The sequence below is a fragment of the Streptomyces sp. NPDC029466 genome, assembly GCF_055574515.1.
This window is the reverse complement of sequence record NZ_JBVHZH010000014.1, coordinates 91865-110947: the sequence shown is the minus strand read 5'-3', so window position 1 is coordinate 110947 and position 19083 is coordinate 91865. Positions and strand designations below refer to the sequence as shown.

Below are 19083 nucleotides of genomic sequence, written 5' to 3'. Positions count from 1 at the left end.
ACAGCGTGGGGGTGGGGGGGTGGGTGGGGGGGGGGTGGGGGCGATGCGCACACACCCCCCCCCCCCCCCCCCCCCCCCCCCCCCCGCGCAGGCCCGTCACCGCACCCCAACAGCCCCGCGCAGCGGCACCGCCCGCCGCCAGGCGCAACGGCGGGTGCACCGCGTAGCGGGCAACAAGCGGCGAGCAACACCCACGGCGGGAAAGCCAAAAACGTGGGAAGTCAAGCAAGCGCGGAAGCGCGCCTGGCGCGGAACAAGAAGTCCGCCACCCGCGCACGGTCGGGCTCGGCCGGCAAGGGGGAGCCGGAGACCGCCGCCTCGGCCTCCTTGGACAGGTGCGCCATCCGGCGTTCCACCGTGTTCCAGGGCACCTCGCCGCGGCGGACCGCCAGCAGGTTCTCCCGGTCGGGGCCGACGTCGAGGGTGAGCCTTCCCGTGCGGAGCAGGTCGCGGGAGCAGGCCAGTATCCGCAGCAGATGCATGGCGTGCTTCCAGCGGGGCGTGCCGTGCTGCCGTACGTCGGCGCGCAGTTGTTTCAGCTGGCCGGCCGCGTAGCCGGCGAAGGTCTGGTGGACCTGCCGGGACAGGAACGCCTCGCGCAGCGTGAGCAGTTCCCGGCCGGTGGCGTCGATCCGCTCCACGAGGGGGGAGTGCAGGCACTCCAGGACGGTGGGGTTGGCGCGCAGTGCCAGCTGGCAGAACCGCTCCAGCTCCCAGGAGAACTCCTCCTCGCGCGGTCCCTCCACATGGGTCGGCGGCTTCTCGAAGCCCCAGAAGAGCGGGGTGGGGGCGAGAAACACCCCGCGGCGGTCGGTGTCGCTGGTCTCCGTGGCCAGGCCGAAGGCGCGCGAGCCCACCACACAGGCGTAGACGGTGTGCTCGGTGACCAGGGAGTGATCTGCGGCGGCTTCGGACATGGCGGCGATTGTCGCTGGCGGGAGGGGGCGGTGTCACCAGGTTTCGGCGGCCCGTTTACCGGCCGGCCCGGGGGCTCGGCCACCGTCGGTGCACGGGCGGTCGCCGGGCGCGCGGACCGCCGTCCCGCGCCGCCGGTCCGGCCGCCGCCGTACGGATTGTCCGTGCGGCTGGTTACGCTGATCAGTGCGCGCACAGGTGCGTGACGCGGCACATAACGCAGGGGAGCAGTGACGTGGCGGTACGAGCGGTCCGCGGGGCCGTCCAGCTGGAGCGGGACGACGCGGAGCACATGCAGGAGCAGGTCGGCGCGCTGCTCACCGCCATTCTGGAGCGCAACGAGCTGCGCGCGGACGACCTGATCAGCGTGTGGTTCACCGCCACCCCCGATCTGCACAGCGACTTCCCGGCCGCCGCCGCGCGGGCCCTGGGCATCACGGACGTCCCGCTGATCTGCGCCCAGGAGCTGGACATCACCGGCGCCATGGAGCGCGTGGTGCGGGTGCTCGCCCATGTCGAGACCGATCTGTCCAGGGCCGGGATCGCCCATGTCTACCTCGGCGCGGCCGGGGCGCTGCGGAAGGACATCGCGCAGTGAGGACCGCACTCGTCATCGGTACCGGCCTGATCGGCACCTCGGCCGCGCTCGCGCTGAACGCGCGGGGTGTGCAGGTGTTCCTGGAGGACCACGACCAGGCCCAGGCCCTGACGGCCGCCGCGCTCGGTGCGGGTACCGCCGAGGCGCCGCCGGGACCGGTCGATCTGGCCATCGTGGCCGTGCCGCCGGCCCATGTCGCCACGGCGCTGGCGGACGCGATGCGGCGCGGGGTGGCCCGGGCCTACATCGATGTCGCCAGCGTGAAGGGCGGCCCGCGCCGTGAGCTGGAGGCGATGGGCCGCGATCTGACCGGCTACCTCGGCACGCACCCGATGGCGGGTAAGGAGCGCTCCGGCCCGCTGGCCGCCACCGCCGACCTCTTCGAGGGCCGCCCCTGGGTGCTGACCCCGACCCGCGACGGCGACACCGAGGTGCTCAATCTCGCGCTGGAGCTGGTCGCGCTGTGCCGGGCGGTCCCGGTGGTGATGGACGCGGATGCGCACGACCGCGCGGTCGCCCTCGTCTCGCACACCCCGCAGTTGCTCTCCAGCCTCGTCGCCGCCCGCCTCAAGGGCGCCGATGAGACCGCCGTACGCCTCTGCGGCCAGGGCATCCGGGATGTGACACGGATCGCGGCCTCCGATCCGGCGATGTGGATCGACATCCTGTCCGCCAACCCGGGCCCGGTCGCCGATGTGCTGTCCGAGATCGCCGCCGATCTCGATGAGACGGTGCGTTCCCTGCGCGCTCTGGAGTCCGCCGACGAGGACAAGCGCGGCAGCGGCGCCGGCGGCATCGAGGACGTGCTCCGCCGCGGTAACGCCGGGCGGGAGCGGGTGCCGGGCAAGCACGGCGCCGCCCCGGCGACCTACGAGATCGTCGCCGTCTACATCGGTGACCAGCCCGGTGAGCTGGCTCGCATCTTCGCCGACGCCGGCCGGGCGGGGGTCAATATCGAGGATGTCCGCATCGAGCACGCCACCGGCCAGCAGGCGGGCTTCATCCAGCTCATGGTCGAGCCGCAGGCGGTGCCGGTGCTCACCGCGGAGCTGCGGGAGCGGGGCTGGTCGATCCGGCAGTGACACCGTGGACGGGACCGTGCGGGTGAGCCAGTAACCTTGTCCGAGGCCCTTATGGCCCTTGGACCCCCGCCCCGTGTACAAGAAAGGTGTTCGTCACCGTGGAAACCGCCGCTCGGACCGCCCCGGCAGCAGTGATTGTCGCCATCGACGGCCCCGCAGGCACGGGCAAGTCCAGCACGTCCAAGGCTGTCGCCGCCAAGCTGGGCCTCGGCTACCTCGACACCGGTGCCCAGTACCGCGCGATCACCTGGTGGATGCTGTCCAACGGGATCGACGTCAAGGACGCCACCGCGGTGGCCGACGCCGCCGCCAAGCCCGTGATCGTCTCCGGCACCGACCCGGCCGCCCCGACCATCACCGTCGACGGCCTGGACGCCGCGGGCCCGATCCGCACCCAGGAGGTCACCGCCGCGGTCAGCGCGGTCAGCGCCGTCCCCGAGGTGCGGACCCTGATCACCGACCTCCAGCGCAGCATCGCCGCCGAGGCGCCGAACGGCATCGTCGTCGAGGGCCGGGACATCGGCATCACCGTCCTGCCCGACGCCGACCTCAAGGTCTTCCTCACCGCCTCCCCGGAGGCGCGGGCGGCCCGCCGCAGCGGCGAGCTCAAGGGCAAGGAGGCCCGTGACCTGGCCGCCACCCGCGAGGCGCTGATCAAGCGCGACGCCGCCGACTCCGGCCGCAAGACCTCCCCGCTGGCCAAGGCGGACGACGCCGTCGAGGTGGACACCACCGAGCTGACCCTGGAGCAGGTCATCGAGTGTGTGGTCACTCTCATCGAGGGCGCCGGCGCCGAAAAGGCAGGGCGGGCCGCCCGGTGACCGACAGCGGCAGGACGCCGAGCGCGGCGGGTGCCGCGGTCGGCCGCCGGATCGGCATCGGCCTGATGTACGGGCTGTGGCGGCCGCGGGTGCTGGGTGCCTGGCGGGTGCCGTCCGCCGGCCCGGTGATCCTGGCCGTCAACCACTCGCACGGTATCGACGGCCCGATGCTGATGGGCACCGCGCCGCGGCCGGTGCACTTCCTGATCAAGAAGGAAGCCTTCGTCGGCCCGCTGGACCCGTTCCTGCGGGGCATCGGGCAGCTGAAGGTGGACCGCGACACCACCGACCGCAAGGCGATCACCGACGCCCTCGGCGTGCTGGCGGACGGCGGCGTGCTGGGGATCTTCCCCGAAGGCACCCGAGGCGAGGGCGACTTCGCCTCCCTGCGGGCGGGCCTGGCGTACTTCGCGGTGCGCTCGGGGGCCCCGGTCGTGCCGGTGGCGGTGCTCGGCGGCAAGGACCGGCACAGCCGGCTGTCGTCGGCCGTGCCGGCGCTCCGCTCCCGCGTCGATGTCGTTTTCGGGGACGCCTTCGAGGCGGGCGACGGAAGCGGGCGGCGCACCCGTAAGGCGCTCGACGAGGCGACCGTACGGATCCAGGAGCGGCTGACCGCCCACCTGGCAGAGGCCAGGCGCCTGACCGGGCGCTGAACCACACTTGAGTAGTGGGCCGCGGACGAGCGGCCCACCGATGATGAACGAGGAACGGACTTCATGAACGACCAGACCCCTACCGGCGACGAGCACGGTGCGCTTGGCGACGCCGAGTACGCGGAGTTCATGGAGCTTGCCGCGGAGGAGGGCTTCGATCTCGAGGAGGTCGAGGGTGACATCGCCGCGGCCGGCCATGGTCCGCTGCCCGTCCTCGCCGTCATCGGCCGCCCGAATGTCGGCAAGTCGACCCTGGTGAACCGCATCATCGGCCGCCGGGAAGCGGTCGTCGAGGACAAGCCGGGCGTCACCCGCGACCGGGTCACCTATGAGGCCGACTGGAACGGCCGCCGCTTCAAGGTCGTCGACACCGGCGGCTGGGAGCAGGACGTCCTCGGCATCGACGCCTCCGTGGCGATGCAGGCCGAGTTCGCCATCGAGGCCGCGGACGCGGTCGTCTTCGTCGTCGACGCCAAGGTCGGCGCGACGGACACCGACGAGGCCGTCGTCAAGCTGCTGCGCCGCGCCGGCAAGCCCGTCGTCCTGGTCGCCAACAAGGTCGACGGCCCGTCCGGTGAGGCCGACGCCGCCATGCTGTGGTCGCTGGGCCTGGGTGAGCCGCACCCGGTCTCCGCGCTGCACGGCCGGGGCACCGGCGACATGCTCGACGCCGCGCTGGAGGCGCTGCCCGAGGCCCCCGCGCAGACCTTCGGCACGGCCCTCGGCGGCCCCCGCCGGATCGCGCTGATCGGCCGCCCGAACGTCGGCAAGTCCTCGCTGCTGAACAAGGTCGCCGGCGAGGAGCGGGTGGTCGTCAACGAGCTGGCCGGCACCACCCGCGACCCGGTCGACGAGATGATCGAACTGGCCGGCAAGACCTGGAAGTTCGTGGACACCGCCGGTATCCGCCGCCGGGTGCACCTCCAGGAAGGCGCCGACTACTACGCCTCGCTGCGCACCGCGGCGGCCGTCGAGAAGGCCGAGGTCGCCGTCGTCCTGATCGACGCGTCCGAGTCCATCAGCGTCCAGGACCAGCGCATCATCACGATGGCCGTGGAGGCCGGACGCGCCCTGGTCATCGCCTACAACAAGTGGGACACCCTCGACGAGGAGCGCCGCTTCTACCTGGAGCGGGAGATCGAGCGGGACCTCGTGCAGATCCCCTGGGCGATGCGGGTGAACGTCTCCGCGCGCACCGGCCGCCACATGGAGAAGCTGGTCCCGGCGATCGAGACCGCGCTGGCCGGCTGGGAGACCCGGATCCCCACCGGGCGGCTGAACGCCTTCCTCGGTGAGATCGTCGCCTCCCACCCGCACCCGATCCGCGGCGGCAAGCAGCCCCGCATCCTCTTCGGCACCCAGGCGGGCACCAAGCCCCCGCGCTTCGTCCTCTTCGCCTCCGGCTTCCTGGAGGCCGGCTACCGCCGCTTCGTCGAGCGGCGGCTGCGGGAGGAGTTCAGCTTCGACGGGACGCCGATCCACATCTCCGTGCGGGTGCGCGAGAAGCGCAGCAAGAAGAAGTAGCGGCGCTCTCCGGCCGTGCGGACGGCTCAGTGTCCGCGCGGCCGGGAGTCCCGCTGCGCCGGGGGCAGCGCCACCGGGCCCTGCCCCCGGGGGTGGTAGGGCTGCCGGCTCACGACCTCCCAGTGGCCCGCGGATCCCGGCGAACGGCTCCAGCTCCCGCGCAGCGCCTCCGGGATCTCCGGCTCGTCCGTACGGTCCCCGGGCAGCGCCCGGAAGCTGCGGCGCCACTCGGCGTACAGCGCGTCATAGATCGGCGTGGCCGAGCCGTGGTCCGCGCTGTGCGTCGTGCTGTGTTCGCGCGACGGGCGCATGCCGGGGATCGGGTGGGTGTACTGGGCGGGAACGGAGGGGTCGTATGCGTGCACGTATGTGCCAACGACCCCGGTGGCCGCGGGATGCGGCTTTCCTGCGGAAATGGCTGATCGCGGGGGCCTGACCGGCCGGATCGGCGGTCCTGCCCCCGCGATCGGGGTCGCGGGACTATCAGGTGCCGGCCAGCGGGATCTCCGCGGCGACCAGGGCGCCCTTCGCCGCGGCGTCCTCCAGCGCCTGCCGCATCAGGTCCTCACGGGGCTGGTGGCCGATGGTGCCCGCGGGCGCGGCGTACAGCACCACGGACTGCGCCTTGTTGGCCGCGGCGCGCCAGCCGTCCGAGACGGCCAGCGGCTGGTGGGCCTGCCACCAGGCGGACTGCTGGCCGGAGTTGCCCGGCTGGAGGACGGCGTGCAGCTTGCCCATGGCCAGCAGTGCGGACCAGCCCGGGTTCGCGGCGGGGAGCTGGTTCATGTCCGTCACCGGGTGGAAGCCCTGCTCCAGGAGCAGCGGAAGGAAGTCGTCGTCCGGGCCGGTCGAGCCGGGGCGGGCGATCGGGCCGTCGGGCTCGACCACCAGGGCCGGGCGCAGGTCGGCCTCGACGAGCACCAGACCGCAGGTGATCCCGAGGGTCGCCTGGCGCGGCGCGGTGGGAACCGGGACGGCCGGGGACGGCTGCGATCCGGGCGTGCGTGGGGCGGCGTCCTCTCCGGTGATGGAGCGCACGGCTCCCTGGAGCTGCTCCTCCGAGACCGGGACGACCTGCGAGGGGATGCAGGTGGCATGGGCGAACGCGAGCACCGCGGTCTCCTCGCCCACGAACAGGACGGTGCTGGTGCGCTCCTGGTCGCTGTCTCCGGGGGTCCGGCAGGAGGTGCAGTCATAGCTGCCGGGGGCGTCGCCACCGGCCAGCAGGCGGTCGGCTTCTTCGTCGCCGATCTCGGCGCGAACGTCGTCGCTGACGTCGAGCATGCGCGGCACGGGTGGCTCCTCGATCTCTGTGCGTCTGCCGGGTGGTCTCCCGGCTCGTACAAGGACAACGGGTCACCTGCGGCAGGAGTCACGCGAGGACGGGAACAGAATCGAACCAATCGCCGCACAGCGGAAAATCACGGAAAGCCGGCCCACAAGCGGTCACGTAACGCCAACTCTTGCGCAGAACTTGGCGCAGTCGGCGGCGTTCCGTACGCCGGACCGGGTGGGACCGGGACGCCGAGGGCGTGGCACGCTGGCGGGTGCCGGGGGGCTGCTTACCGTCACCGGCTATGTCGGACAACTCTTCGGCGCCACGGCGCCTCGTGGGATCCGTCGGGCTGCTCACCGCGGCGGCCGCTGCCCTGGTCCTGGGCCTGCCCGGGGGCGCCGCCGCCGACGGGCCGGACGGCGCCGGCAAGGTCTCGCACGCCTGCGCCGATGACCAGTGGCCATGGGGCTGCCTCGCCGAGTGCGAGAGCAGCGGTGACTGGCACATCAACACCGGTAACTCCTTCTACGGCGGCCTGCAGTTCCACCAGCCCACCTGGGAGGACTTCGGCGGCCTCGCCTTCGCGCGGCGGGCCGACCTCGCCTCCCGTGAGGAGCAGATCGAGATCGCGAAGAGGGTCCAGGCCGTCCAGGGCTGGGGCGCCTGGCCCGAGTGCGCCCGGCGCTTCGGGCTGACCGCGAAGAGCCGGACCCATGTCGTACGGCGCGGGGAGACGCTCGGCGAGATCGCCCGCAAGTACCGGGTGAAGGGCGGCTGGCAGGCGCTCTACGAGGCCAACCGGTCGGCCATCGGCCAGAGCCCGAACCGGCTGTCGATCGGCACCCGGCTGCGGCTCCCCCAGGGCCCAGGGTCCTAGGGGAGCCGGCTCGACGGCATCAGTATCCGAGACCGCGGCGAATGGCGAGCTCCACGGGTGAGTAGTCCCCGTCGGGCCGTTCGGTCCTGGGGTCGGCGCCCGGCCTGGGGAGCAGCGGCGGCTGGGCCATGAAGCGGGGTTCGGTGCCGCGGTGGGGCTGTGCGGCGTGCACGAGGAACGGGTGGCAGAGGTAGACGTCACCGGCGCGGCCGGTGGCGTGCGCGATCGGCCGGTGCTCGGTGGCGGGCACGGCGCGCCCGGCGAGGTCCATGAAGGACAGCCCGGCCTCGCCCTCCGGTCCGAGGAGGGCGGCGACGTCCAGATGGGAGCCGACCCGGATGCGGGTGGGCGCGTCGTCCTCTCCCACGTCGGACATCAGGAACAGCATCAGCAGCCAGCGGCCCCTGGACGCGGCGTTCACCCGGTAGGACAGGAAGTCGGCGGGATCGTCGCCCGGGAAGCTGGCGTCGATGTGCCAGCCGTCGTCGCCCGGTGCGTCGTCGCTGCGGAACCGCACCGGGAACGTGCCGAGGTCGCCGCGCGGTGCCCAGCGCCCCGGTCCGGCGAGGGCGTCGTACGCGGCGTGCAGCCGGGGCGAATTGACGGCGGCCCGGAAGGGTTCCTGCCCGTAGAAGCCGAGCCGTACGACGGGGTCTTTCCATGTCGCCGGATCGTTGGGCTCACCCGGGATGTCCCGCCACATGATCTCCCGGCACTCCGCCGCGACCTCGGGCGAGAACGCGCCCTCCACATGAAGAAAGCCCTGCTCCACGAATGCGGACAAGGCGCTGTCATCGATAGTTGATCCATCCATGGGGCCAGAGTGACGCAGGGGACAGACGGGGACCAGCGATTTTCCGGGTGCGCCGCCGGCGCGGGAGCGGGCGAGGGTGCCGGCCGGGGTGCGCGGCGCGCGGCGGACGCCTCCGGCTCCCGTGGGGCGGAGGGGATTTGCGGCCCATGGGTTCCCTGAAGCGGCTACCGATGAACTAACTCTTTTGGAACAAGTTGGCGAAAGGCCCAACCAGTGCCCCCATTTCGCGGTCCTTCCCTAGAGCAGGGGGCCGCCTCGCACCATCAGGAGGGGAGTGCGAAGTGGCCCCGGGGGAGACCAGGCAGGACTGGAAGACCAGGGGACACGGGGACGGATGCACATCTCATTCCTGATTCACAATGCCTACGGTATCGGGGGGACGATCCGGACGACGTTCAATCTGGCCCGGACGCTTGCCGAACGGCATGACGTCGAGATCGTGTCCGTGCTGCGCCACCGCGACGACCCGGTCTTCGACCTGGGTCCCCGGGTCGCCCTGCGGCATCTCGTGGACCTCCGGGAGAGCAGTCCGGGCCACGACGGCGCGGATCCCGAGCATGCCCGTCCCGCCAAGGTCTTCCCCGCCGCCGAGGGGCGCTACGGCCAGTACAGCGAGCTCACCGACCGCCGGATCGCCCAGCATCTGCGCCGGACGGAGGCGGACGTGCTGGTCGGCACCCGGCCCGGCCTCAATGTGCACATCGCCAAGCAGGCGCGCCGCGGCCCGGTGCGGATAGGCCAGGAGCACCTCACCCTGGACACCCACACCCGGGCGCTCAAGCTGGCGCTGCGCGGCGCCTATCCGCGCCTGGACGCGGTCACCACCGTCACCGAGGCCGATGCCGGTGCCTACCGCCGGACGCTCCGGCTGCCCGGTGTGCGCATCGAGGCGGTGCCCAACAGCGTGCCGGCGCCCGCTCTCGCGCCTGCCGACGGCAGCGGCAAGTGGGTCGTCGCGGCCGGCCGGCTCGCCCGCGTCAAGCGCTATGACGTGCTCATACGTGCCTTCGCCCAGGTCGTCGCCGAGCGTCCCGACTGGCGGCTGCGGATCTACGGCGGCGGCGCCGAGAAGGCCACCCTGCGCGCCCTGATCGACGAACTCGGCCTGTACAACCACGTCTTCCTGATGGGCCCGGCCAACCCTCTGGAGCCGGAGTGGGCCAAGGGCTCGATCGCCGCGGTCTCCTCCAGCCTGGAGTCCTTCGGGATGACCATCGTCGAGGCCATGCGCTGCGGTCTGCCGGTGGTCGCCACCAACTGCCCGCACGGGCCGGGCGAGATCATCGACGACGGGGTGGACGGCAAGCTGGTGCCGGTGGGCAACCCGGAGGCGATGGCCGGCTCGCTGCTGACGCTGATCAACGACGATGCCGCCCGCAAGCGGATGGGGGTGGCCGCGCTGGCCTCGTCGGCGCGCTTCGACCCCGCCACGGTCGCCGGGCGCTATGAGGCGCTCTTCGGGGAGCTGCTCGCCCGCAGGCGCGAGCGCCGATGGCACAGCAGCCTGCATCGCGCCCGCGGAGCCCTGCTCAGCGGCGCTTACGCCACCAAGGACGCGGCCCGCGCCGCCATGAGAGGGGTGCGGACGGTATGACGGCGCCGAGCCAGCTGACCGTGACCGGACACGAGACGAAGGAGTCCTCCGCCATCGACCAGGAACCCATGGTTCCGGCGAGCACCGGGCCCGAGGGCCCCGGGCGGCCGGGCGAGCGGGGCGGCGAAGCGGCTCCGGTGGAGCTGCGGGCCGACTGCATCGCGGACTCCGCGGGCGGCCTCACCTTCGACCTGAACGCCCCTCAGGACACCCCCACCACCTGGAGCGCGGCGCTGGTCCTGCGGCTGCGCGGCGGCGACGGCGCGGACGACGAGGTGCGGCTGCCGCTCGGGCCGAACGGCGCCGGACGGCTGCGCGCCGTACTGCCCAGCACCGTCGCGCTCGCCGAGGGCCGCTGGAACGCCTACGCCGACCTCGGCGACGGCCAGGACCCCCGGCGCCTGCTGCCCGGCGTCAACGATCTGCGGTCGCTGGTGGACCGCCGGCCGCTGGCGGGCATCGGCCGGCTCGGTGTGCGCATCCCGTACGCGACGAAGTTCGGCAACCTCGCCCTGCGCAGCTGGCTGCGCGGCCCGCACGCGGAGGCCGGTGACATCCTTGTCGCACCCGACGGGATGACGGTCTCCGGCCGGCTCTACGGTGCCGTCCCGGCCGCCGGCGCCCGTGTGGAGGCCCGTGCGCGCCGCAATCCGAAGTCCCCGGAGACGGCACCGGCCACCGTCACCGTCCCGCTGACCGTCGAGGGCGCGGACTTCACCTTCACGCTGCCCTATGCGGAGCTGGCCGGCCGGTGGGAGCGGGGCAGCGAGCCGTGGGACCTGTGGCTGCGCCTCGCCGACGGCGCCCGGCCGGTGCGGATCGCCCGCCTCCTGGACGATGTCGCCGACAAGAAGCTGGTGTTCAGCTACCCGGCGCTGCCGGTGCCGGCCGCCGCCGGAGAGCTCACCATCGGCCCGTATTACACGCTCGACAACGACCTGGCCCTACGGGTCGCCGGGCCGGACGGGAGCTGACGGAGCAGCGGCTGCGGTCCCGGTCCGGTATCGAGGACCGCAGCTGTCCGCAAAGGCTGCGAAACTCGGGCCATGTTGGAGACCTCGGCACGTCTGCTCCGCCTGCTTTCCCTGCTGCAGGCCCATCGGGAGTGGTCCGGCGCGGAGCTCGCCGACCGGCTCGATGTCACCCCGCGCACGGTGCGCCGGGACATCGACCGGCTGCGCGAGCTGGGCTACCCCGTCCACTCCGCGCCGGGGACGGCCGGCGGCTACCGGCTCGGCGCGGGCGCCGAACTCCCGCCGCTGCTGCTGGATGACGACGAGGCGGTGGCGGTCGCGGTCGGGCTGCGCGCGGCGGGCGGTGTCGACGGCATCGAGGAGGCCTCCGTACGGGCGCTGGCGAAGCTGGAGCAGGTGCTGCCGCACCGGCTGCGGCGCCGGGTCGGGGCGCTGACCGACTTCACCGTGCCGATCCTCGACCCGGGCGGCCCCCGGGTGGACCCGCACACCCTCACCGAGCTCGCGCACGCCTGCCGGGACAGCCAGCGGCTCCGCTTCGACTACACCACCCATGACGGCACGGCCTCCCGCCGTACCGTGGAACCGCTCCGCCTGGTCTGCGCCCGGCGCCACTGGTACCTCGTGGCCTGGGACGTGGACCGCGACGACTGGCGCACCTACCGCGCCGACCGCATCACCCCCACCCCGCCGCACGGGCCGCGCTTCGCCCCCCGTACGCCACCGGCCGAGGACCTCGCCGCATATGTCTCCCGGGGAATCTCCACCCGGGCCTACGCGACCCGGGCCACCGTGCTGCTGCATGCCCCGCTGGAGCAGGCCGCGGCGCGCATCAGCCCGGCGGCCGGGGTGCTCGAAGCGGTCGATGAGCAGCGCTGTCTGCTGCGCACCGGGGCGCACAGCCTCGACCTGATGGTGCTGCACATCGTGCTGACGGGCTTCGACTTCGAGGTCCGTGAGCCGCCGGAGATGCTCGGCAAGGTACGGGAGGTCAGGGACCGGCTGGATCGGGCGCTGGTACCACCACCGGCTGCTTCCCCACCTCCGGGTGGTGCAGATCGAACGCGGGGGACTCGGAGCGGATCCTCGGCAGGGTCGTGAAGTTGTGCCGGGGCGGCGGTGAGGAGGTCGCCCACTCCAGGGACCGGCCGAAGCCCCACGGGTCGTCCACGGTGACCCTGGCGCCGTAGTGGGTGGTCTTCCAGACGTTGTAGAGGAAGGGCAGCGTGGACAGCCCGAGCAGGAAGGAGCCGATGGTAGAGAAGGAGTTCAGGGCCGTGAAGCCGTCGGCGGCCAGATAGTCGGCGTACCGCCGGGGCATGCCCTCCACGCCCAGCCAGTGCTGGACGAGGAAGGTGGTGTGGAAGCCGACGAACAGCGTCCAGAAATGGATCTTTCCCAGGCGCTCGTCGAGCATCTTGCCGGTGAATTTCGGCCACCAGAAGTAGAAGCCCGCGTAGGTGGCGAAGACGACCGTCCCGAAGACGACGTAGTGGAAGTGGCCGACGACGAAGTACGAGTCGGTGACGTGGAAGTCCAGCGGCGGTGAGGCCAGGATGACGCCGGTCAGCCCGCCGAACAGAAAGCTCACCAGGAACCCGATCGACCAGAGCATCGGCGTCTCGAACGACACCGAGCCGTGCCACATGGTGCCGATCCAGTTGAAGAACTTCACCCCGGTCGGCGCCGCGATCAGGAACGACATGATGGAGAAGAACGGCAGCAGCACCGCCCCGGTCACGAACATGTGGTGCGCCCAGACCATCACCGACAGCGCCGTGATGGCCATCGTCGCGCCGATCAGCATGACGTAGCCGAAGATCGGCTTGCGGGAGAAGACCGGGATGATCTCCGTGATGATGCCGAAGAACGGCAGCGCGATGATGTAGACCTCGGGATGGCCGAAGAACCAGAAGAGGTGCTGCCACAGCAGGGCCCCGCCCCACTGCGCGTCGAAGACCACCGCCCCGAACTGCCGGTCCGCCTCCAGCACCAGCAGCGCGGCCGCCAGCACGGGGAAGGCCATCAGCACCAGGATCGACGTGAAGAGCACGTTCCAGGTGAACACCGGCATCCGGAACATCGTCATGCCGGGCGCCCGCAGCACGATGACCGTGGTGATGAAGTTGACGGCACCGAGGATCGTGCCGAATCCGGCGAGCGCCAGCCCCATGATCCACATATCGGCGCCGATGCCGGGGGAGCGGACCATCGAGTTGAGCGGGGCGTAGGCCGTCCACCCGAAGGCCGGACCGCCGAACGGCGTGAGGAAGCTGCCCAGCACGATCAGCCCGCCGAAGAGGAAGAGCCAGTACGAGAGCATGTTCAGCCGCGGGAAGGCCACATCGGGCGAGCCGATCTGAAGCGGCATGATCTCGTTCGCGAAACCGGCGAACGCGGGGGTGGCGAACAGCAGCAGCATGATCGTGCCGTGCATCGTCACCGCCTGGTTGAACTGCTCGGCGTCGATGAACTGGAGCCCGGGACGGGCCAGCTCGGCGCGCATCACCATGGCCAGCAGACCGCCCACCAGGAAGAACCCGAACGCGGTGATCAGATAGAGGTGCCCGATCTTCTTGTGGTCGGTGGTGGTCAGCCAGTCCACCAGCACCGAGCCGGGGTGCCGCGCCCTGGAGGGCCGGATGTGCGCCCGGTCGGTCTCCGTAACCATCCGCTGCACCTCGTTCGTCGAAGGTGGACTGGGGCCCGGGACATGATGCTCGCGCGGGGGACGCAGGGCGAGAGGGCGCTCCGGTCCGTTCCGGTGGCATCCGGCGGGGCGGTGGACGCCGGGGCCGGGAGGCGCGGGGCCCGGTAAGCGGGGTGATGGGCGATGTGCGGAAAATGTGTGTGGAGTGTGTCTCGTTGGCCAATTTCCGGTCGGCCGATAAAGAGCGTCGGGTAATGCGAATCCGGAACTTACCGGGGATTGTTTTCGGACGGCGCGTCGAGTTGACCGGACGGACTGCGTCCGTTCCGTCTTCGATCACGGCGGAATTCCGGCCGATTAATTTTCCACCCGGTTGCGCCGTCACGCGGCGCGTACGGGTGACGGAAGTACCGGCAAACGCGCGCCGGTTCGCTGTGACACAAGTGTGACCAATGCCGGACAGAGAAGTCGCCGTGGCATGCGAGGGCCGGCCTTCCACGGGCCGCCGCGGGCGCCTACGGTGGCTGTCATGGACGTACCGAACCTCCCCGACAACCCCCAGGACGACATCGAGGCGTATGTCGGTCTCGCGCAGCAGGACGCCGAGGAGCAGGCGAGAGCGCGCGGCTGGACCACCGTCCGCTCGCTGCCGCCGGGCGCGATCATCACGATGGAGTACCTGGCCGGCCGGCTCAACTTCGAGGTCAAGGACGGCGAGGTGCACCGCAGCTGGCAGGGCTGACCGCCACTGCCGACGACGAAGGCCCCGGCCGCTCTCAGGAGCGGCCGGGGCCTTCGGTGCGGGGTGAGGGTGTGTGCGTACCGGCCCCGCGGCTCGTGGGGCGGTCAGCCGCTCCCGTTGCGGCCGCGCCCGGACGTCGGGCTCAGCGGCGTGGTGCGCGGGACGCGGTCCGCGTGCGGCGGCCGCCGGCTGCCCGCCGGAGTGGCAGGCGTGCGCTCCGAGCGGATGGAGTACGGGCGTGACGGGTGGTGCGGCCAGCCGTCCGGGGTGTGCCCGGTGGCCGAGCGGCCGCCCGTCCCTGCGGAGATCGTCTCGCGTACGAGGACCTCGCCGTCGGAGGCGAGGCGCTGCCGGGAGACTCCCGGGGCCGGCGCGCCGGCCGGCAGCGGGCCGCGCAGCGAATCGGGGCGCAGCCGCAGCCACAGCCGCAGCAGGATGCCCATCAGGCGGTCCTCGAACCAGGTGATCGCGGGCTCCAGCCAGGGCATCGCCAGCAGCACCAGCAGCCCCGCGGCCCAGCCGAGCAGCACATCGCTGACCCAGTGCGTCCCGAGGTAGACGGTGGTCATGCCGACGCCCAGGGCGCCCAGCGCGGCGATCACCGACAGCGTGCGGCGGCGCAGCGAGGTGGTCGCCAGGTAGGCCAGCACACCCCAGGTGACCACGGCGTTCGCGGTGTGACCCGAGGGGAATATGTCGCCGTCGAGCCACATCTCGTTGGCGCCGACCACGGTCGCGTAGTGCGGGCCGAGCCGGCCCATGCCGAGCTTGGCGGCGCCCACGGTGATGTTCAGCAGCAGCAGTGAGGCGCCGAGCACCAGCAGCGGGTGGAGGTTGCGCTGCCGCCAGCAGCGCCAGCCCAGCCAGGCGGCCACCGCCACCGCGGTCGGTCCGCGCTGCCCCAGCACCACGAAGTAGTCGAGGAAGGCATGGATCTCCGGCCACTGCTTGTAGGGCCGGAAGAACATGACCTGCCAGTCGAACGTGACCAGCCATGAAGTGGCCAGCACCCCGGCCACGATCGCGAAATAGACCGCCAGGGTGCCCCAGAACAGCCACATACGGGTCGGGGTCATGCTGGGCGGTCGGACGCGATCGGTGGGGCGCTCCTCCATCTGGTCGAGCTTGTCATCGGTACGCACTCAATCGACGTTACCGCGTGTGATGTAGGTGCTTGGTCAAACTGTGCGCTTTGTAATGACGATGTGATGTGGAATGTGTCTCAATCGAGGCTTCGCCGCAGGGATTTGGAAGGGAATTCCCAGCGATTCTCAATCGGCCCCCCGCATGCGCGTGTCGTCACCCTGAGCGCCTTATCTTCTTTTCCCCTCCGGAGTTTATCGGCTATTCGCTCACGGGTAGCGTGACGTTTCCTCGTGGCGGTGCTCACGGAGCGGACTCGGTCGGTCACGAAGGGTGATGGCGGTGAGGTCATGGCGGGCCCGAGCCGTTCAGCCAGAACGCCCCGTAGACGGCGGAGCCCACCGCCGCCGCCCCGACGACCAGCCAGGTCCACAGCGGGCGCCCGCGCGCCAGTGCCGCCGCCAGGGGCAGCAGCAGCGGATAGGCCGGCAGCATCAGCCGGGGCTTGGACCCGAAGTACCCCTTGGCGGTCAGCGCGAGCAGCAGCACCGCCCCGCCGTAGACGGCCAGCGGCAGCGGCTGTCCCTGCCGCACTCCGTGCACGTAGAGCCAGATCACCAGCCCGACGCCGACGATCAGTGCGAGTCCGGCCGCGAACGCGGGCCCCGACAGCTGGCGCCAGACGAAGGAGCCGAACGCGATCCCCCCGTCGAAGCCGTTGCCCCAGCCTTCCTGGACGTCCAGATAGCCGGTGAACGAGCCCTGCCGCGCCCCGACCCACAGGAAGAAGCCGCACCAGCCGAGCGGTGCGAGCAGCACACCGGACAGCATCCCCGGGTGCCGGCGCAGCCCCGCGCGCAGCCCTGCCCCGTCGGCCCGCTCCCGCCACAGCGTCACCGCCGCGGTGAGCCACACGGCCGCCACCACCGCCGCGCCCACCGGCCGGGTCAGTCCGGCCAGCGAGGCCAGCACCCCCGCCCACAGCCAGCGCCCGGTCAGCACGGCGTACACACTCCAGGCCGCGAGCGCGGTGAACAGCGCCTCCGAGTACGCCATCGACTGCACGATCCCGACGGGCAGTGCGGCCCACAGCGCCGCGAGCGCGACCCCGGCCCGCGGCCCGTGCAGCCGCTCCCCGGTCGCGTACAGCGCCCAGGCCGCGCCCAGCGACGTCAGCCAGGTGACCAGCAGTCCCGCGTCGGCGGGCGACAGCGTGGTGAGCGCCGACAGTCCGCGCTCCAGCCAGGGGAGCAGCGGGAAGAAGGCCAGGTTGGAGTGCACCTCGCCGTTGGGCAGCACGACGGTGTAGCCGTAGCCCTGCTCGGCGACCCGGGTGTACCAGAGCGCGTCCCAGCGGGCGGCCAGCAGGGTGTGCCAGTTTTTGCCGTCGGCCGCCGACCAGAGCGCGAGGGCCACGATGCCCAGCAGCCGGATCGCCGCGTACGCCAGCAGCGCGGGCGCGGCCCGGCGCAGCGCGGCCCGTACGACGGATCCGTCGTACGGGGGCCGGCCGGGAACGGCGGCGGAGGCAAGATCGTTCATCGGGACGATTATCCAGGTGGCCGAAGAACGACTGCCGACGGCGGGTGGGGGAACGCATGGCGCTGCGATGAGCGTCTCATCGTGAGGTGAGCCACGCGGCACGCCACGGGACTCGCGTAGTCTGAGCGTCTCAACTCGCCCGTGCCGCCGGTTCGCCCCGGGGCGTTTTCGCGCCCTGTTCCGTGGCCGCGAGAGCATGACTGGAGGTGCTGCATGTCCGGGACGACCGCGTCCGGCAGTGGACGGACGGCTGGTGTTCCCCGGCTTTCACGTGGTGGTGCGAACCGCTGGACCGTGCTGATCGTGCTCTGCGTCAGCCTGCTCTTCGTCGCGCTGGACACCACGATCCTGTACGTCGCCGTGCCCTCGGTCACCGAGGACCTGCGACCGGGACCCGTCGAGCTCCTCTGGATCGTCGACGTCTATCCGCTGATCGCGGCCTCCCTGCTGATCCTCTTCGGCACCCTCGGCGACCGCGTCGGGCGCCGCCGCGTCCTCCTCCTCGGCTACGGCCTCTTCGGCCTGGCCTCGGCCGCCGCCGCACTCGCGCCCAATCCGCAGATCCTGATGGTCGCCCGCGCCCTGCTCGGCATCGGCGGCGCCATGATCATGCCGGCCACGCTGTCGATCCTGCGGCAGGTCTTCCCCGACCGGCGCGAGCGCGCGGTCGCCATCGGCGTGTGGAGCGCGGTGGCCGCGGTCGGTGCCGCGGTCGGTCCGGTCCTCGGCGGCTTCCTCGTCGAGAACTTCTGGTGGGGCTCTGTCTTCCTCATCAACATCCCGATGATGGCCGCGATGCTGCTGATAGGACGGTGGCTGCTGCCGGAATCGCGCGGTGAGCGCAACGGCCCCTGGGACGTGATCGGCGCGATCGTCGCGGCGCTCGGTGTGCTGGGGATCGTCCTGGGTGTGAAGCGGATCGGCAGCGGTGCGGCCGTGGTGGGCCCGACCACGCTGCTGCCCATCGTCCTCGGTGTCCTGCTGCTGGTCCTCTTCGTCCGCCGGCAGCGCCGCCGCAAGGACCCGCTGATCGATGTGCGGCTGTTCGCCCGGCCCGCGTTCGGCACCTCCGTCGGCTGCATCGTGCTGGCCATGCTCGCCCTGGTGGGCCTTCAGCTGATCGCCGTTCAGTACCTCCAGCTGGTCCTCGGGCTGAGCCCGCTGGAGACCGGGCTGCGGATGCTGCCACTGGTCTTCGCCGCGATGGCCGCCGGCCTCACCGGCTCGAAGATGCTTCAGGCCCTGGGGCCGCGCGCGATGGTCTCCCTCGGCTTCGTGCTGACCGCCGTCGCGGTGCTCTGCCTGACCGCGATGAGCAGTCAGGACCGCCCCTGGCTGCTGTCCCTGGGCTTCGTGCTGCTCGGCTTCGGTTTCCAGTCCACGCTGTTCGGGGCCTACGAGTCGATGCTCAGCGAGGCGCCCGCCGAGCAGTCCGGCGGTGCCGCCGCGATCGGGGAGACCTCCTACCAGCTCGGCGCCGGCATCGGTGTCGCCCTGCTCGGCAGCGTCATGAACGCCGCCTACGCCCCGGGCCTGAACCACGTCGACGGCGTCCCCGCGCGGGCCTCCGCCTCGGCGGCGCACTCCCTCGGCGAGGCCTACAAGGTCGCCGCCGGTCTGGGCGGAGCCGCCCGCGCCGCCCTGCGGGAGGCCGCCCGGGACTCCTTCGTCCGCGGGCTGCATGTCACCCTCGTCGCCAGTGCCCTGCTGCTGCTGGTCGGCGCCGGGATCGCGCTGCGGCTGCCGCGCCGGGCGGCGGACTCCACGGAGCGCGCGGAGGCGGACGGCGAGCCCGCCCCGGGTGAGGGCGCCGGCCGCGGCAGCAGCGAGCCCGCCCCGGCGAGCTCCGGCCGCTGACCCCGGCTCTCCTCCCGGGCGTCCCTGCCCCGCCGCGCGGCGGTGACCCTTGCCGCGCGGCACCGCGGCCCGTACCGTCGG

At 72.0% G+C, this 19083-nt stretch carries 18 protein-coding genes; 11 read left to right on the top strand and 7 right to left on the bottom strand.

Going from position 1 to position 19083, the window contains the following annotated elements; translation table 11 throughout:
* Positions 1 to 221: 221 nt before the first annotated feature.
* Positions 222 to 917 carry a nucleotidyltransferase domain-containing protein gene (locus ACZ4XD_RS13965; protein ID WP_468041741.1) on the bottom strand — a complete coding sequence of 232 codons (696 nt, stop codon included), beginning with the start codon at positions 915 to 917 and terminating at the stop codon, positions 222 to 224.
* Positions 918 to 1150: 233 nt separating this feature from the next.
* On the opposite strand from ACZ4XD_RS13965, the gene aroH reads away from it, so the two are divergent.
* From aroH to der, 5 genes are all read left to right on the top strand, one after another.
* Positions 1151 to 1513: a chorismate mutase gene (aroH, locus tag ACZ4XD_RS13960; RefSeq protein ID WP_042157464.1), complete on the top strand. Its 363-nt coding sequence runs from the start codon at positions 1151 to 1153 to the stop codon at positions 1511 to 1513.
* Entirely contained in the window at positions 1510 to 2595 is a 1086-nt protein-coding gene (locus ACZ4XD_RS13955; protein ID WP_042157462.1) for a prephenate dehydrogenase, read from the top strand. Before aroH ends, ACZ4XD_RS13955 begins: the two co-directional genes overlap by 4 nt.
* An 86-nt stretch (positions 2596 to 2681) precedes the next feature.
* Positions 2682 to 3416 (top strand): (d)CMP kinase, encoded by a 735-nt coding sequence (cmk, locus tag ACZ4XD_RS13950; RefSeq protein WP_468041738.1) that lies wholly within the window; start codon positions 2682 to 2684, stop codon positions 3414 to 3416.
* Positions 3413 to 4069: a lysophospholipid acyltransferase family protein gene (locus ACZ4XD_RS13945; RefSeq protein ID WP_468041736.1), complete on the top strand. Its 657-nt coding sequence runs from the start codon at positions 3413 to 3415 to the stop codon at positions 4067 to 4069. Before cmk ends, ACZ4XD_RS13945 begins: the two co-directional genes overlap by 4 nt.
* Before the next feature lie 63 nt (positions 4070 to 4132).
* Positions 4133 to 5593 (top strand): ribosome biogenesis GTPase Der, encoded by a 1461-nt coding sequence (gene der, locus ACZ4XD_RS13940; RefSeq protein ID WP_432145532.1) that lies wholly within the window; start codon positions 4133 to 4135, stop codon positions 5591 to 5593.
* Positions 5594 to 5619: 26 nt separating this feature from the next.
* Here the strand turns inward: der and ACZ4XD_RS13935 are convergent, their stop codons facing one another.
* Complete coding sequence (locus ACZ4XD_RS13935; protein WP_468041733.1) at positions 5620 to 5958, bottom strand: hypothetical protein; 339 nt, start codon at positions 5956 to 5958, stop codon at positions 5620 to 5622.
* A gap of 118 nt (positions 5959 to 6076) precedes the next feature.
* Positions 6077 to 6886: a hypothetical protein gene (locus ACZ4XD_RS13930; RefSeq protein WP_468041731.1), complete on the bottom strand. Its 810-nt coding sequence runs from the start codon at positions 6884 to 6886 to the stop codon at positions 6077 to 6079.
* Between the two features lie 284 nt (positions 6887 to 7170).
* Here ACZ4XD_RS13930 and ACZ4XD_RS13925 point away from each other — a divergent pair, with 284 nt between their 5' ends.
* Positions 7171 to 7746: a transglycosylase family protein gene (locus tag ACZ4XD_RS13925; protein ID WP_468041729.1), complete on the top strand. Its 576-nt coding sequence runs from the start codon at positions 7171 to 7173 to the stop codon at positions 7744 to 7746.
* A gap of 19 nt (positions 7747 to 7765) precedes the next feature.
* On the opposite strand, the gene ACZ4XD_RS13920 is transcribed toward ACZ4XD_RS13925, so the two are convergent.
* Complete coding sequence (locus tag ACZ4XD_RS13920) at positions 7766 to 8560, bottom strand: phytanoyl-CoA dioxygenase family protein (RefSeq protein ID WP_468041727.1); 795 nt, start codon at positions 8558 to 8560, stop codon at positions 7766 to 7768.
* Between the two features lie 334 nt (positions 8561 to 8894).
* Here ACZ4XD_RS13920 and ACZ4XD_RS13915 point away from each other — a divergent pair, with 334 nt between their 5' ends.
* The 3 genes from ACZ4XD_RS13915 to ACZ4XD_RS13905 all read left to right on the top strand — a co-directional run bounded on the left by ACZ4XD_RS13915 (position 8895) and on the right by ACZ4XD_RS13905 (position 12229).
* Complete coding sequence (locus tag ACZ4XD_RS13915; protein WP_468041724.1) at positions 8895 to 10154, top strand: glycosyltransferase family 4 protein; 1260 nt, start codon at positions 8895 to 8897, stop codon at positions 10152 to 10154.
* A complete protein-coding gene (locus tag ACZ4XD_RS13910) occupies positions 10151 to 11128 on the top strand; it encodes a hypothetical protein (RefSeq protein WP_468041721.1) in 978 nt (325 codons plus the stop codon). The genes ACZ4XD_RS13915 and ACZ4XD_RS13910 overlap by 4 nt, the downstream gene beginning before the upstream one ends.
* A 72-nt stretch (positions 11129 to 11200) precedes the next feature.
* Positions 11201 to 12229 (top strand): helix-turn-helix transcriptional regulator, encoded by a 1029-nt coding sequence (locus ACZ4XD_RS13905; protein ID WP_468041717.1) that lies wholly within the window; start codon positions 11201 to 11203, stop codon positions 12227 to 12229.
* On the opposite strand, the gene ctaD is transcribed toward ACZ4XD_RS13905, so the two are convergent.
* A complete protein-coding gene (gene ctaD, locus ACZ4XD_RS13900) occupies positions 12120 to 13799 on the bottom strand; it encodes an aa3-type cytochrome oxidase subunit I (RefSeq protein WP_468041712.1) in 1680 nt (559 codons plus the stop codon). The two genes, ACZ4XD_RS13905 and ctaD, sit on opposite strands and share 110 nt — an antisense overlap.
* 508 nt (positions 13800 to 14307) lie before the next feature.
* Between ctaD and ACZ4XD_RS13895 the strand changes: the two genes are divergently transcribed.
* Positions 14308 to 14520 carry an I78 family peptidase inhibitor gene (locus ACZ4XD_RS13895; RefSeq protein WP_042157438.1) on the top strand — a complete coding sequence of 71 codons (213 nt, stop codon included), beginning with the start codon at positions 14308 to 14310 and terminating at the stop codon, positions 14518 to 14520.
* Between the two features lie 104 nt (positions 14521 to 14624).
* Here the strand turns inward: ACZ4XD_RS13895 and ACZ4XD_RS13890 are convergent, their stop codons facing one another.
* Entirely contained in the window at positions 14625 to 15662 is a 1038-nt protein-coding gene (locus ACZ4XD_RS13890) for a phosphatase PAP2 family protein (RefSeq protein ID WP_181018641.1), read from the bottom strand.
* Positions 15663 to 15951: 289 nt separating this feature from the next.
* Positions 15952 to 17145, bottom strand: coding sequence for a hypothetical protein (locus ACZ4XD_RS13885; protein WP_468041704.1), 1194 nt, complete (start codon positions 17143 to 17145; stop codon positions 15952 to 15954).
* A 213-nt stretch (positions 17146 to 17358) separates the two neighbouring features.
* Between ACZ4XD_RS13885 and ACZ4XD_RS13880 the strand changes: the two genes are divergently transcribed.
* Positions 17359 to 19002 (top strand): MFS transporter, encoded by a 1644-nt coding sequence (locus ACZ4XD_RS13880; protein ID WP_468041701.1) that lies wholly within the window; start codon positions 17359 to 17361, stop codon positions 19000 to 19002.
* Positions 19003 to 19083 lie beyond the last annotated feature (81 nt).